Below are 15,003 nucleotides of genomic sequence, written 5' to 3'. Positions count from 1 at the left end.
ATTGAAAGGAGGTTCTCGTTAGACGGTCGCCAGTGAGGGTTTCTACAGTAGCCGCTTTGAATCCGCGAGTACTTCCCATGCCCATTTACCCAAGGCCTGCATGGGCCCTGTGCGCCCTGTTGGCCGGCTGCACCCTGGGGCCGGACCAGCCGCCCGGCAGCACCGTGCCCCTGCCTGTGAGCGGTCTGGAGATGCACGCCGAGCAGGGGCTCGACCAGTGGTGGCAGCTCTACCGTGACCCGGATCTGAACGCCGCGGTGCAGGAGGCCCTGAGCCAGAACCGCGATCTGCGGATGGCTGCGGCCAACCTGCTGCAGGCCCGGGCGCTGCTGCGCGAGACCGATACCCTGCGTCAGCCCGCCACCCAGGTGACGGCCCGGGCCGGCTACGGCAGTACTGCGGATGACCAGCTGGAAGCCGCCTTGCAGGACAGCGAGCGGATTCGCACCGGCAGCCGCTATGGGGTTGGCCTGGATGTGCAGTGGGAGGCTGACCTGTTCGGCCGTTTGCACGGTCTGGCGGATGCTACCCGGGCCGATGCCGAGGCGGCGCGGGCCGCCGAAGATGGCCTGCGGGTGGTGGTGGCCGCGGAAACCACCCGCGCCTGGTTGCAGGCTTGCAGCTACGGCCAGCGCCTGCAGGTGGCCGGCGAGTCCCTGGCGCTGGTGGAGCAGGGCCGGGCCCTGAGCGCCCAGCTGTATCAGGCCGGCGCCGCAGTAACCCTGGATGTGGTGCGCGCCGAGGGCCTGGTGGGCCAGGTGCAGGCCAGCCTTCCGCCGTTGCAGGCCGGGCGGCAGCGGGCCCTGGCTGAGCTTGCGGTACTGCTGGGGCGTCCCCCGGGCGACGCGCCGGCGGCGGCCAAGGCTTGTCACCAGGCCCCGCGCCTGGGTTCGCCCATGCCCCAAAGCGATGCCCTGGCCATGCTGCGCCGGCGTCCCGATGTGAGCCAGGCCGAGCGCCGGCTGGCAGCGGCCACGGCGCGCATCGGCGTGGCCCGGGCCGACCTCTATCCGCGGGTCAGCCTGGGGGCTGGGGTCTACACGTCGGCGCACCAGCCCTCGGGTTTCGACGAGCGCGACGCTTCGGTCTGGCAATTGGGGCCGCTGCTGTCCTGGAGCTTGCCCAACCTCAATGCCGCCCGCGCGCGCATCGCCCAGGCCGACGCCCGGGAAAGCGCGGCACTGGCGGATTTTGATCGCAGCATCCTGGCGGCCTTGAAGGAACAGCAGCAAGCCTTGAGCGACTACCAGGCCGCGTTGCAGCGCCAGGAGGCCCTGCACCTGGCGGCCGAGCGCGACCATCAGGCCTTGCACCTGGCCGGGCTGGCCCGCGCGGCCGGTGCTTCCAGCGCCCTGGATTACCTCGACGCCCAGCGCAGCGCCATGCGCACCCGGGCCGCGGCGGCGCAGGCCGATGCGGCGGTGATCGATACCCAGGTGCTGGTGTTCAAGGCCCTGGGTGGTGGCTGGCGCAGCGCGCCGCCTATTGTCTTGCCGCCGCCGAACCGGGCGGCGGCCAACCTTTTCCTGCGAACTTCCGACGAGCCTGTGCCATGACCCAGAACCCTGTTTCCGCTTCCCCGGCGCAAGCCGTCACCCGCCGTCGCTTGCTCGGTTATGCCGGGTTGGTGCTGGTGTTGTTGCTGATCCTGGCCTGGTGCCTGAACTGGTGGTTCAGCGGGCGTTTCCTGGTGGAGACCGACGACGCTTACCTGCGGGCGGACATCGTCACCATTGCGCCCCGGGTTGCCGGTTACCTGGCGACGGTCGAGGTCCAGGACAACCAGCCGCTCAAGGCCGGCGACCTGCTGGCACGGATCGATGACAGCGACTATCGGGCCCGGGTCGAACAGGCCGAGGCGGCGCTGCGCGAGGCCCTGGCCGAACAGCGTGCCGGGCAGGCGCGGCTGGCCAATCTCAAGGCCCGTCAGCAACAGCAACAGAGCCTGATCGCCGAGGCCCAGGCCCGGGTCGGCGCTGCCGAGGCCGAGGCGCAACGGGCCGGCCAGGAAGGGCGGCGCCAGCAGCACCTGGCCAGCCAGCAGGTCAGCAGCGTGCAGCAACTGGAAAACGCTGCGGCCTTGGCGCGTCAGGCCGATGCCGCGCTGGGTGCGGCCCGGGCTACGCTGGCGGCGCGGCGCCAGCAGGTGCAGGTGCTCGATACCGAGCAGCAAAGCGCCCGGGCGCAACTGGACAAGCTCGAAGCGGGCGTGGCCCGGGTCAGTGCCCTGCGGCAGCTGGCCCGTATCGATCTGGCGCGCACCTTGATCCGCAGCCCGGTGGACGGTATCGCCGGCCAGCGCCGCCTGCGTCTGGGGCAGTACGTCGAAGTCGGCGCGCCGCTCTTGGCGGTGGTGCCTGAGGACGCCTATGTGGTGGCCAACTACAAGGAAACCCAGGTTGACGGCATGCGCCCTGGGCAGCCGGCGCGGGTCGAGGTCGATGCCTTGGGCGGCCACGTGCTGCTGGGCCGGGTGGAGAGTTTTGCCCCGGCCTCCGGCGCCGAATTCGCCCTGCTGCCGGCGGACAACGCCACCGGCAACTTCACCAAGATCGTGCAGCGCATGCCGGTGCGCATTCGTCTTGATCCGGGGCAGGCGCGACAGGCGGAACTGCGCCCCGGAATGTCGGTGGTGGTGAGCGTGGATACCCGTCATGACTAGTGCCCAGGCGGTACAGGACACCGCGGGCGAGGCTGGCGCGCAGGCGATTTCCCTGCGCACCTGGGTGGCGGTGCTGGGCAGCGTGGTGGGCTGCTTCATGGCCGGGATGAACGTGCACGTGACCAACGCTTCATTGCCGGACGTACGCGGTTCCCTGGGCGCCACCTTCGAGGAGGGCTCGTGGATCACCACCGCCTACCTGGTGGCGGAGATCATCATCATTCCCATGACCGGCTGGCTGGTCTCGGTGTTTTCCATGCGCCGGGTGCTGATGGTGGGCACCGCCGGTTTCGTGCTGTTCTCGATTGCCTGCTCCCTGGCACCGAATATCCACAGCCTGATCTTCGCCCGGGTGCTGCAAGGGGCCTTTGGCGGGGTGCTGATTCCCTTGTCGTTCCAGCTGATCGTCACCGAGCTGCCGGCGGCCCGGCACCCCATGGGCATGGCCCTGTTCGCCGTGGCCAACAACGTGGCCCAGGCGGCGGGGCCGTCCCTGGGCGGCTGGCTCACCGATGCCTATTCGTGGCGCTGGATCTTCTACCTGCAAGTGCCGCCGGGGCTGTTGCTGCTGGCGGCCATCGGCTGGTCGGTGCGGCCCCAGCCCATGGTCCTGGCAACGTTGCGCCACGGCGACTGGGGCGGGATCGCCAGCATGGCCGTGGGCCTCTCGGCGTTGCAGATCATGCTGGAGGAGGGCGGCCGCCATGACTGGTTCGCCTCGGGCTTCATCCTCAACTGCGCGGTCCTGGCCACGGTCGGCCTGCTGGCTTTCGTGGCCATCGAACTGCGCCGCGAGCAGCCGCTGATCAACCTGCGCCTCTTGGGCCGCTACAACTTCGGCATCGCCAGCCTGATGCAATTCACCTTCGGTGCGGTGGTGTTCGGCGTGGTGTTCCTGGTGCCCAACTACTTTGCCCAGATCCACGGCTACAACGCCCGGCAGATCGGTTTGATGATGATTCCCTATGGCCTGATCCAGTTCGTCATGTCGTTCGCCACCCCGCGCCTGATGCGCTGGACCAGCGCCCGCACCATCATCATTGCCGGCTTCGCCATCACTGGCATCGGCTGCCTGATGAACATCCACCTCAACCCCGATGCCTCGGTCAACGTCATCGTGCCGTCGCTGGTGGTGCGCGGTATCGGCCAGTCGCTGGTGGTGGTGGCGCTGGGGGTGATGGCGATCCAGGGGCTGGAAAAGGACCAGGTGGGCTCGGCCTCCGGGCTGTTCTCCATGGTGCGCAACGTGGGTGGGGCGATTGGTATCGCGCTGTCCAGCCAGATCGTGGTGGAGCGCGAGAAGCTCCATGCCCAGCGCATTGGCGAATCCATCAACCTGTTTGCCCAGGCCACCCAGGAGCGTTTGCTGGAGCTGGTGCGGCTGCTGGCCCAGGCGCCGGTGGAGTCCGCCAGGGCCCTGCACTCGGCGGCGCTGGCGCCGTTGCGTCAGCAAGCCCTGGGCCTGATGGACAAGGTGCTGCACCGCGACGCCTTGCTGCTGGCCTACAGCGATGCCTTCCTGCTGGCGGGGCTGGCCATGCTGTTGTGCGTGGCGGCCGGCCTGTTGCTGCGCCGGGCCTGAGCCTTCAGCGGTAGAACTCCGACGGCGGTGTGCCGAACTGGCGCTTGAAGGCGGCGGCGAAGGCGCTCTGGCTGTCGTAGCCGTGTTGCAGCGCCACTTGCACCACCGGCATGCCCTCGGCCAGGCATTCCAGGGACATCAGCAGGCGCGCCTGCTGGCGCCAGCGGCCAAAGGTGATGCCGGTGTGGCGCTGGAACTGGCGATGGAAGGTCTTGGCGCTCATGGCCAGGCAGTCGCTCCATTGCTCGGCGGTGCGATTGTCCGCCGGGTCGTCCGCCAGCGCCTGGCACACCCGCAGCATGCGCGGCTCATGGGGCCAGGGCAGGCTGAACGGCAGCACCGGCAGCGAGCGCATCTCATCGAGGATCAGGCGCATCAGGCGGCCGTCGCGGCTGTCCGGCGCATACTGGGTGCCGACCTGGGCGGCGGCCAGGATCAGCTCGCGCAACAAAGGCGAGACCTCGATCACGCAGTCATGCTCGGGCAGGCCATCTATGGCATCAGCGTTGATGAACAGGCTGCGCATGCGCACTGCGCCGCGCATCCGCACCCGGTGTTCGACGCCCGCCTGCAGCCACACCCCGCGACTGGGCGGTACCACCCAGCGTCCGGATTCGGTGTCGATCACCAGCACGCCTTCGATGGCATAGGCCAGTTGTGAGCGAGGGTGACTGTGGGCCGGTATTGCATGGCCGTTGGGGTAATCCACGGCGATGCTGGTGACCGGCAGCGCCAGGCTATCGATGGACGAGACAACCAGCAGATCGGACATGCAGCGCAGCGCCTCCGGAGCGGAAGGGATCATGGGGCGACCATCATAAATTCAAATGTCCATTTCGCGACAATAAAAGGCTGTTTAGCGCAGTACATTCAGGTGACAGCCCCCTAGACTGCCAGTCATTCCTTTCTTCCAGACGGTTGCCACCGCCCATGAATCCCCGCTTGCTGACCCTGCTACTAGCCCTACCCCTGCCTTACGGCCGGGGTCTGCCGGTGCTGCCAGGAAGCTGGCACCCAGGCTGATCTCCCCCAGACTCCGGCCTCGAAGCGCTTTCCATGCTGAAAGCGGGGGAGATCCATCGCCTTCTCCATGGTTCTTTCTCCATGTTTCTTTCGAGGTCAGTATGCTCACCCATCCCCATACCAAATATCGTGCCCTTGCCCCTGTGGACCTGGACTCGCGCCAGTGGCCGTCACGCACCATCACCCAGGCTCCGATCTGGCTGTCCACCGACCTGCGCGATGGCAACCAGGCGCTGTTCGAGCCGATGAACCGCGAGCGCAAGTTGCGCCTGTTCGAGGAGCTGGTGCGCCTGGGCTTCAAGGAAATCGAAGTGGGATTCCCCGCCGCTTCGCGTACCGATTTCGAGGTGGTTCGTGAGCTTGTGGAACAGCAACGGATTCCCGCCGACGTCACGCCCATGGTGATGACCCAACTGCGCGAGGACCTGATCCGCGAAACCGTACGCAGTGTGCAGGGCGCGCGCCGGGTCATCGTCCACCTGTACAACGCCATCGCCCCCGTTTGGCGGCGGGTGGTGTTCGGGCTTTCGGTGGACGAGGTCGAGGCCCTGGTGGAGCGCCATGTAAGGCTGTTGCGCGAGTTGACCGACCAGCAGCCGGAAACCGAATGGGTGTTGCAGTACTCCCCTGAAACGTTCTGCATGGCGGAGCTTGAGGTGTCGCTGCGCATGTGCAACACCGCGATCCGCACCTGGGACGCCGGCCCCGGGCGCCCGATCATCATCAACTTGCCGACCACCGTCGAGGTGGCGACCGCCAACGTCTTTGCCGACCAGATCGAATGGATGCACAAGCGCCTGGAGCGCCGTGATCAGGTGACGTTGTCGGTGCACCCGCACAACGATCGGGGCACCGGCGTGGCCTGCGCCGAGCAGGCGCTGCTGGCCGGGGCCCAGCGGGTCGAGGGTTGCCTGTTCGGCAATGGCGAGCGCAGTGGCAACCTGGATCTGGTGACCCTGGCCCTGAATCTCTATACCCAGGGCATCAGCCCCGGGCTGGATTTTTCCGATATCGCTGCGGTGGCCCGGGTCGCCGAGGCGTGCACGGCGCTGCCGATCCACCCGCGCCATCCCTATGTCGGCGATCTGGTGTTCACCGCCTTTTCCGGCTCGCACCAGGACGCCATCGCCAAGGGCTTTGCCGCCCAGGCGGCCGACGGTTTCTGGGAGGTGCCCTACCTGCCCATCGATCCGCAGGACCTGGGGCGGACCTACGACAGCATCGTGCGCGTCAACAGCCAGTCCGGCAAAGGTGGAATCGCCTTCCTGCTGCAGCGCGACCACGGCATCGTCATGCCTCGGCGCATGCAGATCGAATTCAGCGCCATCGTGCAGAAGCTGGCCGATGCCAGTGATGCCGAGTTGAGCAGTGACGCTTTATGGGAGGTGTTCCAGCGCACCTATCTGGCTTGCACAGAGGCAACGGCCGGCCTGCAGTATCTCGGTCACCGATTGTTCGAGGCCCCCGAGGGGCAGGGCATCGAGTTGCGGATCGCCATCCCCGGAAACCCGGCGCTGTGCTTGCGTGGAGTGGGCAACGGACCTGTCGCCGCGACCTCGGCCGCCCTGGGCTTGCCGCTACGCATCGACAGTTTTGAAGAGCGCAACCTGGCAGCAGGGGCCGATGCCCAGGCGCTGGCCATTGTTGAAGCGGCGTGGCCAGGGGTTGCCGGTTCCCGCTTTGGCGCCGGGTGCCATGCCAACACCGTCACCGCTTCGGTGCAGGCGGTGATCAATGCCGCGGCGCGGTTTTATCCGGAACGAGTGCTGAGGTTCACCCCAGCCTCGGAATCCGTCCTGGAGCCCGTGACTCGCTGAGCGACTCGGGCCCGCGGTCGGCACCCTGTTGTGCCGGCCGCTGGATGCCCGGACAAAAAAAAGCCCGCTATAGAGGCGGGCCAAATGGGATTCGTTCAGGAGTAGCCATCAATCTAAGGGAGGCGAGGTGAAAGTCCTGTGAAAAAAAGGTCGTGCTGAGGAAAAAGCCTAAAGTCATTTGTCCAGATCGCACGGCGTTTTAGGATCTGTCCGATAGGACCGTCCCCAGCACCTGCGTATATTCCTCCCTGCTCGCCCAGCCAAAGGGGGTACTTCGGCTTAGGTGCCACTGCCGAAGTGATGGGCGAGCACTTTTTCCTTCCTGCTTTTTCCTGCTTCTCGTTTCCCACCTGCTGTTTCCCACCTGTTTGCTTCCCAGCTATCGCTCCTCACCTGTTGTTTCCGCTCTGATTGGCCTGCGCCAACCGTCCCGCTGCACGCTCCAGCGACATTCCTTTCAAGACCTGATCCATGCTCAGTGCCTTTATGGGCGCTCGGCTGCGTGGCGGCGCGTCCTTCAGGCCAGGTTGAGGCGGCGATGAATCTCGGCCCACAGTTGCGGGTCGTCGAAGTCCTGGATCACCCGATGGGCGCCGGCATCCAGCAGGGTCTGTGGTTGCTGACTGGTGGTCAGGCCGAAGGTGCAGATGCCGGCCTTGACCGCTGCGGTCAGCCCGGGCACCGAGTCCTCGAAGGCCAGGGAATGCTCGGCCCTGGCTTGCAGGCATTCCAGGCCGCTGAGGTAGGGCAGGGGATCGGGCTTGGCCCGGGGCAGTTCCTCGGCCACCAGGACCGTCTGGAAACGCTCCTCAAGGCCCAGCACCTTGAGCATGTGCTCGGCGTTGGCCCGCGGGGCGTTGGTCACCACACACACGCCAATGCCGTGCTCGGCGGCAAAGTCCAGCAGGCGCAGCAGGCCGGGCATGGGTTTGAGTTGGGGGGACAATTGACGAAAACGCACTTCCTTGCGTTCGGCGAAGGCTTCATGTTCCGCCACGCTGCGCTCGGGGAACAGGTAGCGGCACATGTTGGCGTTGGCCTGGCCACTGACGTGGGCGGCGAACTCTTGCTCGGTGAACACCCGGCCGTCCTCCTCCTGCAACAACTGTTGCAGGGCCAGCAGGTGCAGGGCGTCGGTGTCGGTCAGGGTGCCATCGAGGTCGAAAAGCAGAGCGTTGAGCATGGGACAGTTCCTGTCGGGCCCCATCCGGGCCGGTTGGCTGAATCGATCAAGCCCGCATCCTAGCAGGCTTGATCCCAACCGTGACCGGTGGCCTCAGCCCTGAGCGTTGTCGCCTTCGCCCTGGTCTTCTTCTTCGTCCGGTTGCGGGCAGTGCTCCTGCGGGTTGGCCGGCCACAGCACCTTGTCCTGGCCGTCACGCACCTGCTCGGCGCCGCATTCCACCTGGCTGACCTGGAAGCTCGGGGTGCCGTCCAGGCGATACAGGGCCTTGAGGCTGCGGGTCTGGTCGTCGCCCAGGCCTTCCACGGCATAGCCGAAGATCGCGCCGCGGGCTTGGTCCACCACCAGTTCCTGCCACTTGCTGGCGATCAGGCGCTTGCCCTTGAGGTCATACAGGGCCGAGGTGGCCAGGGGCGAGGTGTCGTCGGTGGCCAGCAGGTAGTGGCCGCTGGCATCCAGGTGGATGTCGACGTACTGGCCCGGCTCCACCAGCACCTTGCCGCTGGCGTCCATCAGGCCCACGGTGCGCACTTGGGTGGCCTGGCCGAACAGGGTGGCCTGCTTGGTCGGGCTGTTGGCGGTGCTGAAGACGAACAGGTCGGCGTTGATCGCACCGATCTGGGCGTAGGTGGGCTTGAACAGCTCGACGCCCTTGTCCACATCGAAGATGCCGAAGGTGGCGCTGAACACGTTCTGCAGCACCGCGACCTGGTTCAGCCCCGATACCTGCTTGAACATCCCCAGGGGGCTGAAGCCGGCTGGGTCTGCCGAGTCATAGACCGGTTGTACCTTCCACTGGCCCTGGCGGTCGATGAGCCCGGCCTTGCCGGAGCTGCCGTCGGCGTTCTTGGCGGTGACCAGCGCGCCCTGTTTGCCGAACACCTGGCAGGTGCCGAACTGGGCCTGGATCACGGTCTTGCCCTGGAAGTCCATGTAGCCGCAGGGGCTGTCGTATTGTTCGCGGAAGGCCACCAGGCCGTCACCCGGCTCGCCCATCCAGTTGTAGGTGGCGGCGCTGATCAACTGGGCCTTGGCATCGGCCAGGGCCTTGCCCTGTTCGGTGCTGACCACCAGATGCTGGTTGGCAAAGTAGTCGATGCTGTCGAAGTCGATCTTTTTCTGCTCGCCGGTCTTGAGGTTCAGCGCCCACTTGTCGCTGCCACGCTCGGCGATCATCCACCAGCCGCGCTTGGCGAAATCGTCGCGGACCATGCTGCTGTCGAACACGGCTTCGGTGATCACCTGGCCGGTGGCGCTGAGAATGCCGCGCTTGCCACCGATCTCGTAGACGATGAAATCGTCGTTGCCGCCCACGTACAGATCGTCGAAGCGCGGTGGCTGAATCTGCTGGCCGGCCTGGTCGATGATCCCCAGCTTGCCGTCCTGGCCGAAGCCGAAGAGGCCGGGGGTCAGCAGACGCAGGTCATCGGTAAAGTCTGCCTTGATGATTTGCTTGCCATCGGCGCTGGCCAGGTTCCAGGTGCCGTCCTTGGCGAACAGGAAGCTCTTTTCCAGGGGCATGGCGACCACGGCGTCGTAGTCATTGTCGGCGCTGACCAGTACCGCACCGTTCTGGTCCAGTACGGCGCATTCGCCATTGGCGCAGATCGGCATGACCATGGCCGCCGGAGCCGGGGCCGGCGCGAGGGTGGTGGTTTTGGGACTGGAGTCTTCCTTGCATCCGACCAGGGTCAGAGCAGACAACGAGAGGATCAGCGAGCCGAGACGGGCACAGGCGCTTCTATCCATGAACTTCAGGTTCCTTGTAAATGAGGGGTAGTGCAGAGCGCCCCGAAACACGGGGCGGGCAAAGCGCGGGAGATTCTGCGGTGGCGCCGGATAAATGCAAGATCCAATTGCAAAGAAAACCACAGGTACAGCGCTAAACCCTGTCTCAGACTGAGACGTTTGTCGCGAAATTGTACGTCGAGTAACACCCAGCAGCCCGATGGCGCCCCGGGCATCTGTCTAAGTCATTGATCGGGCGCTGGTTTGTAAGCTGGCACGCTCCGTGTATTGCATAGCTTCAGACGTTTCTCTTGCCTCCATGGCCGGTATCGCCGGACATGGCAGAAACCAAAAAAACGACTCGCTAAAAATAAGAAAGCACCGTGGGAGGTTCGACCCTGATGAAGAGAAAACTCCGCCTGAGGCTGAGCGCCAGCCTGCTGGCCATTGCCACCTGTAGCGCCTTGCATGCCCCTTCGAGTTTCGCCGCCCGGGATGCGCAGAGCATCCTCAAGGAAACCTGCCAGGGCTGCCACACCCCCGAGGCCGGGGGCGCCCTGAGCCGTATCAGCCATCAGCGCAAGACCCCGGAAGGCTGGCTGATGAGCATTGCCCGCATGCAGGTCATGCACGGTCTGCAAATCAGCGATGACGACCGCCGCACCCTGGTCAAGTACCTCGCCGATACCCAGGGCCTGGCCCCCAGCGAGACCGACGGCGTGCGCTACGCCCTGGAGCGGCGCTTGAACACTGTCGAGCATTTCGACGAGCAGACCACCCAGATGTGCGCTCGTTGTCACTCTGGCGCGCGCATCGCCCTGCAACGGCGTCCGGCCCAGGAATGGGAGCGCCTGGTGAACTTCCACCTCGGCCAGTGGCCGTCCCTGGAGTACCAGGCCCTGTCCCGGGACCGCGAGTGGTTGCCCACCGCCCTCAAGGAAATGGTGCCCTTGCTGGCCCAGCGTTACCCCCTCGACAACCCGGCCTGGAAGGCCTGGCAACAGGCCCGCCCGCAAGCGGCGGCACTGGCCGGCGACTGGAGCTTCAGCGGCCACCTGCCGGGCAAGGGCGAACTGGCCGGGGTGATGAGCGTCAGTGCCGGGGCAGGCGATCAGTTCAAGGTCAGCGTCAAGGGCCAGTACGCCGATGGCAGCCCGTTCAATGGCCAGGGCAGCGCGATCCTCTACAGCGGTTATGAGTGGCGCGGCAACGTCACGGTCGACGGCGTGGTCATGCGCCAGGTGTTGGCGGCCCAGGGCAACACCCTGCAAGGGCGGATGTTCGAGGCCGAGCACGACGAGCGCGGCCTGGACTTCATCGCCGCCAAGCAGGGCAGCAGCCGGCTGCTGGCGGTGCAGCCGGGTTACCTGAAGGCTGGCGAGGAGGCCGAAGTGACCCTGGTGGGCGCCGGCCTTGCGGGCACTCCGAGCTTCGGCAAGGGCGTCGAGGTGGTGCAGGTGCTGGAGCAGAGCCCGGAGCGCATTCGCCTCAAGCTCAAGGCGGCAGCCAGCGCCCAGCCGGGGCTGCGCGAAGTCAGTGTCGGCAGCCTCAAGGGCGCCACGCTGGCGGTGTACAACCGCATCGCCGAGGTCAAGGTGGTGCCGGCGTTCGCCGTGGCGCGAGTGGGTGACGGCGGCGGTTCGACGCCCAAGGTCCAGGGGCGTTTCGATGCCGAGGCCTGGGGCCAGGGCGCCGACGGCAAGGCCTATCGCATCGGCGTGATGCCGGCGCAATGGAAGGTCGAGGCCTTCGACGAGCAGGCGGCCAAGGACGAAGACGTCAAGTACGCCGGCAGCATGCAGGCCGACAGCGGGGTGTTCATCCCCGGCGATGCGGGACCCAACCCGCAGCGCAAGATGTCCACCAACAACGCCGGCAACCTCAAGGTGATCGCCGCCGTGGATGACGCCGGCAAGGCCCTGACCGGCGAGGGCCAACTGATCGTCACCGTGCAACGCTGGAACAATCCACCCATTCCCTGAGGGCCGTCGAACGCTACCGACAGACACTTTCAGGCAATGACCGCAGGCCCCGAAAGCGGGGCTTGCACAGGAGGTTGTAATGGGCGCAATTCTGAATCTGGTGGAGCGCAACCTGCATGAAGTGCAGGTGGACGCCGACCGCATGCTGTTCCATATCCCCAGCAGTTCGCTGTTCGCCAGCGATGCCTTGACCTGCAGCATCATCGATGCCCTGCGCGGGCCCGGCTGTACCCCGGAAGACTTGATCCAACAGCTGGCTGGCGCTTACGACGGCTTGGATATCAGCGACACCCTGCGTGAGCTGATCGCCCTGGAGCTGGTCAGCGACGGCTCGCCCCTGACCCCGGAAATCGGCGTCAAGCGGGTCGAGCGCACGGCGATCAATACCGTGGTGCTCAACGTCAACACTGGCTGCAACCTGAGCTGCACCTACTGCTACAAGGAAGACCTGGACAAGCCCTCGGCGGGCAAGAAGATGGGCCTGGACACGGCCATCGCCTCGGTGGATATGCTGCTTCAGGAATCCCCGGACGAAGAGCGCTACACCGTGGTGTTCTTCGGCGGCGAGCCCCTGAGCAACCGGCCGCTGATCGAGGCCATGGTGGACTACTGCGAACAGCGTTTTCGCGCGGCCGGCAAGTTCGTCGAGTTCGTCATGACCACTAACGCCACCTTGCTCACCGAAGAGGTGGTGGACTACCTCAACGCCCACCGTTTCGGGCTGTCGGTGAGCATCGACGGGCCCAAGACCGTGCACGATCGCAACCGCATCACCGTGGGCGGGCAGGGCACCTATGACGTGGTGCGGCGCAAGGCGCAGATGCTCCTGGAACGCTACAACAGCCGCCCGGTGGGGGCGCGGGTGACCCTGACCACCGGGGTCACCGACCTTGAGACCATCTGGGACCACTTGTTCAACGAGCTGGGGTTTGCCGAGGTGGGATTCGCCCCGGTGACCTCGGGCGACATCAGCAGCTTCAACCTCAGCAGCGAGGAGTTGATCGAGGTCTTCGCCAGCATGAAGCGCCTGGGGCGGCGTTACCTGGAGGCGGCCCTGGAGCACCGCAATATCGGTTTCTCCAACCTGCACCAGCTGATCACCGACATCCATGAAGGCCACAAGAAGGCGCTGCCTTGCGGTGCCGGGCTGAAGATGCTGGCGGTGGACCACAAGGGCGAACTGAACCTGTGCCACCGCTTCACCGGCTCATCCTTGCCGACCTTCGGCAACGTGCATGACGGCGGGGTCAAGCAGGTGCAACTCAACGACTTTCTGTCCCAGCGCCTGGACCGGACCCACACCGGTTGCGACAGCTGCCGCATCCGCAACCTGTGTTCCGGTGGCTGCTACCACGAGAGCTACGCCCGCTACGGCGACCCGGCGCACCCGACGTATCACTATTGCGAACTGATGCGTGACTGGGTGGATTTCGGCATCGAAGTCTACAGCCGGATCATGGCGCACAACCCTGCGTTCATCAGCAGTTACATCACTCCGCGCAAGGCCCACTGACATGAAACATCTCAAGCCAATCAATAACAAAGCTCAGAAACTGACCGAGGCTGCGGCCCAGGACCGGATCGAAGACGTGCTGGCGATGAACTCCGTGGCCGGTTGCGCTTCCACCACCGACCCAGGCTGGGAAATCGACGCCTTTGGTGGCGTCTCGTCGTTGTGCCAGCCGATGGAGGCCGACCTCTATGGCTGCTCCGACCCGTGCTGGTGGCCGGCCCAGGTGCCCGACATGATGAGCACCTACCCCGACTGGAACAAGGACGCCCAGGCTTCCAACGACAACTGGCGCAACCTCGGCACTGTCTTCCCCAAAGACAAGTGATGAACAAGAAGAAGGATTCCAGCATGCACAGCATCAAAGCCTGCGGCCTGGTCGCACTCGCGGTTCTCGGCGCCTGCTCGTTCAGCGTTCTGGCCGATGAAGGCCTGGCCCTCAACAGCGGTCACGAGTACATGGTGACCACCAATTACCCGAACAACCTGCACGTCATCGATCTGGCCAGCGACAGCCTGTACAAGACCTGCAAGATGCCCGACGCCTTCGGCCCCGGCACCGTGCAACTGTCGCCGGACCGCAAGATCGCCTACGTGTTGAACAACCACTACGCGGATGTCTACGGCGTCGAGCTCGACAGCTGCAAGCAGGTGTTCCACGCCAGCATCACCCAGCACCTGGGGGAGAAGGCGCGCTCGATGTTCGCCTTCACCGTCAGTCACGACGGCAAGGAGCTGTACACCGTGGCCAACCCGACCTTGCTGCTCAATGATCGCTACGAGGTCAAGGAACCGCGGCTGGATGTCTACGCCACCGACGCTGGGCTCAATGCCAAGCCGGTGCGCAGCTTCCCCGCGCCGCGCCAGCTGACCATCATGCAGAGCGGCGATGACGGCACCCTGTATGTGGCCGGGCCGGACATGTACAAGGTTGACGTCAAGACCGGCAAGTTCGAGGTGCTGATCCCCAGCCGCCATTGGCAACGTCCCAACTACAGCGCTCCGGACGTGCTCTACGTGTGGAACCAGCAAACCTACCGGCATGACTTCTCGCTGCTCTACACCGCCGCGAAGTTCAAGGACAAGCAGCAGGACCCGGCCACCGCCGAGCCGCTGTACGGACTGTTCAGCGTCGACCTTGCGACCGGCAAGACCGAGACCACCGACTTCGGCCCCCTGACCGAAATCTACTTCAGCGGCATGCGTTCGCCCAAGGACCCGAACCTGATGTTCGGCGTGCTCAACCGCCTGGCCAAGTACGACATCAAGCAGAAGAAGCTGCTCCAGGCCGCAACCCTGGAACACTCCTACTACTGCATCTCGTTCAACCGGGCGGGGACCAAGATCTACCTGTCGGGGACCTTCAACGACGTAGCGATCTTCGATGTGCAGAGCATGCAGCAGATCGGCAAGATCACCTTGCCCGGGGGCGACATGGCGATCACCACCGCGCAGATCTTCATCCGCTGACTGCGCCTCCCGCCGCCGGCTCCTGTGGTAGGAGCCGGCTGGCCGG

The 15,003-nt window shown here is 65.4% G+C and carries 11 protein-coding genes; 8 read left to right on the top strand and 3 right to left on the bottom strand.

From position 1 onward, the window contains the following. Positions 1–77: 77 nt before the first annotated feature. The 3 genes from LOY69_RS20400 to LOY69_RS20390 are packed head-to-tail and all read left to right on the top strand — an operon-like array spanning position 78 to position 4,244. Positions 78–1,556: an efflux transporter outer membrane subunit gene (locus LOY69_RS20400; RefSeq protein WP_265073514.1), complete on the top strand. Its 1,479-nt coding sequence runs from the start codon at positions 78–80 to the stop codon at positions 1,554–1,556. After that, positions 1,553–2,662, top strand: coding sequence for an HlyD family secretion protein (locus LOY69_RS20395; RefSeq protein ID WP_265073513.1), 1,110 nt, complete (start codon positions 1,553–1,555; stop codon positions 2,660–2,662). The genes LOY69_RS20400 and LOY69_RS20395 overlap by 4 nt, the downstream gene beginning before the upstream one ends. Then, a complete protein-coding gene (locus tag LOY69_RS20390; RefSeq protein ID WP_265073512.1) occupies positions 2,655–4,244 on the top strand; it encodes a DHA2 family efflux MFS transporter permease subunit in 1,590 nt (529 codons plus the stop codon). Before LOY69_RS20395 ends, LOY69_RS20390 begins: the two co-directional genes overlap by 8 nt. A gap of 4 nt (positions 4,245–4,248) precedes the next feature. Here the strand turns inward: LOY69_RS20390 and LOY69_RS20385 are convergent, their stop codons facing one another. Next, positions 4,249–5,016 carry an AraC family transcriptional regulator gene (locus LOY69_RS20385; protein ID WP_102861806.1) on the bottom strand — a complete coding sequence of 256 codons (768 nt, stop codon included), beginning with the start codon at positions 5,014–5,016 and terminating at the stop codon, positions 4,249–4,251. A 352-nt stretch (positions 5,017–5,368) separates the two neighbouring features. On the opposite strand from LOY69_RS20385, the gene LOY69_RS20380 reads away from it, so the two are divergent. Continuing rightward, entirely contained in the window at positions 5,369–7,084 is a 1,716-nt protein-coding gene (locus LOY69_RS20380; protein WP_265073511.1) for a 2-isopropylmalate synthase, read from the top strand. Positions 7,085–7,601: 517 nt separating this feature from the next. Here LOY69_RS20380 and LOY69_RS20375 read toward each other — a convergent pair. Both LOY69_RS20375 and LOY69_RS20370 read right to left on the bottom strand, forming a co-directional pair. After that, positions 7,602–8,267, bottom strand: a complete 666-nt coding sequence (locus tag LOY69_RS20375; protein ID WP_265073510.1) for an HAD family hydrolase — start codon at positions 8,265–8,267, stop codon at positions 7,602–7,604. Between the two features lie 93 nt (positions 8,268–8,360). Beyond that, positions 8,361–10,016: a WG repeat-containing protein gene (locus LOY69_RS20370; protein WP_102880115.1), complete on the bottom strand. Its 1,656-nt coding sequence runs from the start codon at positions 10,014–10,016 to the stop codon at positions 8,361–8,363. A 380-nt stretch (positions 10,017–10,396) separates the two neighbouring features. Here LOY69_RS20370 and peaA point away from each other — a divergent pair, with 380 nt between their 5' ends. The 4 genes from peaA to peaD all read left to right on the top strand — a co-directional run bounded on the left by peaA (position 10,397) and on the right by peaD (position 14,957). Next, a complete protein-coding gene (gene peaA / locus LOY69_RS20365) occupies positions 10,397–11,977 on the top strand; it encodes a quinohemoprotein amine dehydrogenase subunit alpha (protein ID WP_265073509.1) in 1,581 nt (526 codons plus the stop codon). Between the two features lie 79 nt (positions 11,978–12,056). Next, positions 12,057–13,490, top strand: coding sequence for a quinohemoprotein amine dehydrogenase maturation protein (gene peaB / locus LOY69_RS20360; protein WP_265073508.1), 1,434 nt, complete (start codon positions 12,057–12,059; stop codon positions 13,488–13,490). Between the two features lies 1 nt (position 13,491). Next, on the top strand, positions 13,492–13,815 hold the full coding sequence (qhpC, locus tag LOY69_RS20355; protein WP_102861784.1) for a quinohemoprotein amine dehydrogenase subunit gamma: 324 nt from the start codon (positions 13,492–13,494) through the stop codon (positions 13,813–13,815). Positions 13,816–13,838: 23 nt separating this feature from the next. Continuing rightward, entirely contained in the window at positions 13,839–14,957 is a 1,119-nt protein-coding gene (gene peaD / locus LOY69_RS20350) for a quinohemoprotein amine dehydrogenase subunit beta (RefSeq protein WP_265073507.1), read from the top strand. Positions 14,958–15,003 lie beyond the last annotated feature (46 nt).

Source organism: Pseudomonas sp. B21-059 (assembly GCF_026016285.1).
GTDB lineage: Bacteria > Pseudomonadota > Gammaproteobacteria > Pseudomonadales > Pseudomonadaceae > Aquipseudomonas > Aquipseudomonas danubii.
Note: the sequence above shows the minus strand (reverse complement) of the source record. Positions and strands in the feature narration are given on the sequence as shown.

Bases quoted from the DNA above. Each gene is read 5' to 3' on its own strand.
- LOY69_RS20395 (WP_265073513.1), top strand. From the start codon at position 1,553: ATGACCCAGAACCCTGTTTCCGCTTCCCCGGCGCAAGCCGTCACCCGC.
- LOY69_RS20380 (WP_265073511.1), top strand. From the start codon at position 5,369: ATGCTCACCCATCCCCATACCAAATATCGTGCCCTTGCCCCTGTGGAC.
- qhpC (WP_102861784.1), top strand. From the start codon at position 13,492: ATGAAACATCTCAAGCCAATCAATAACAAAGCTCAGAAACTGACCGAG.
- peaD (WP_265073507.1), top strand. From the start codon at position 13,839: ATGCACAGCATCAAAGCCTGCGGCCTGGTCGCACTCGCGGTTCTCGGC.
- LOY69_RS20390 (WP_265073512.1), top strand. From the start codon at position 2,655: ATGACTAGTGCCCAGGCGGTACAGGACACCGCGGGCGAGGCTGGCGCG.
- LOY69_RS20370 (WP_102880115.1), bottom strand. From the start codon at position 10,016: ATGGATAGAAGCGCCTGTGCCCGTCTCGGCTCGCTGATCCTCTCGTTG.
- peaB (WP_265073508.1), top strand. From the start codon at position 12,057: ATGGGCGCAATTCTGAATCTGGTGGAGCGCAACCTGCATGAAGTGCAG.
- LOY69_RS20375 (WP_265073510.1), bottom strand. From the start codon at position 8,267: ATGCTCAACGCTCTGCTTTTCGACCTCGATGGCACCCTGACCGACACC.
- peaA (WP_265073509.1), top strand. From the start codon at position 10,397: ATGAAGAGAAAACTCCGCCTGAGGCTGAGCGCCAGCCTGCTGGCCATT.
- LOY69_RS20400 (WP_265073514.1), top strand. From the start codon at position 78: ATGCCCATTTACCCAAGGCCTGCATGGGCCCTGTGCGCCCTGTTGGCC.
- LOY69_RS20385 (WP_102861806.1), bottom strand. From the start codon at position 5,016: ATGTCCGATCTGCTGGTTGTCTCGTCCATCGATAGCCTGGCGCTGCCG.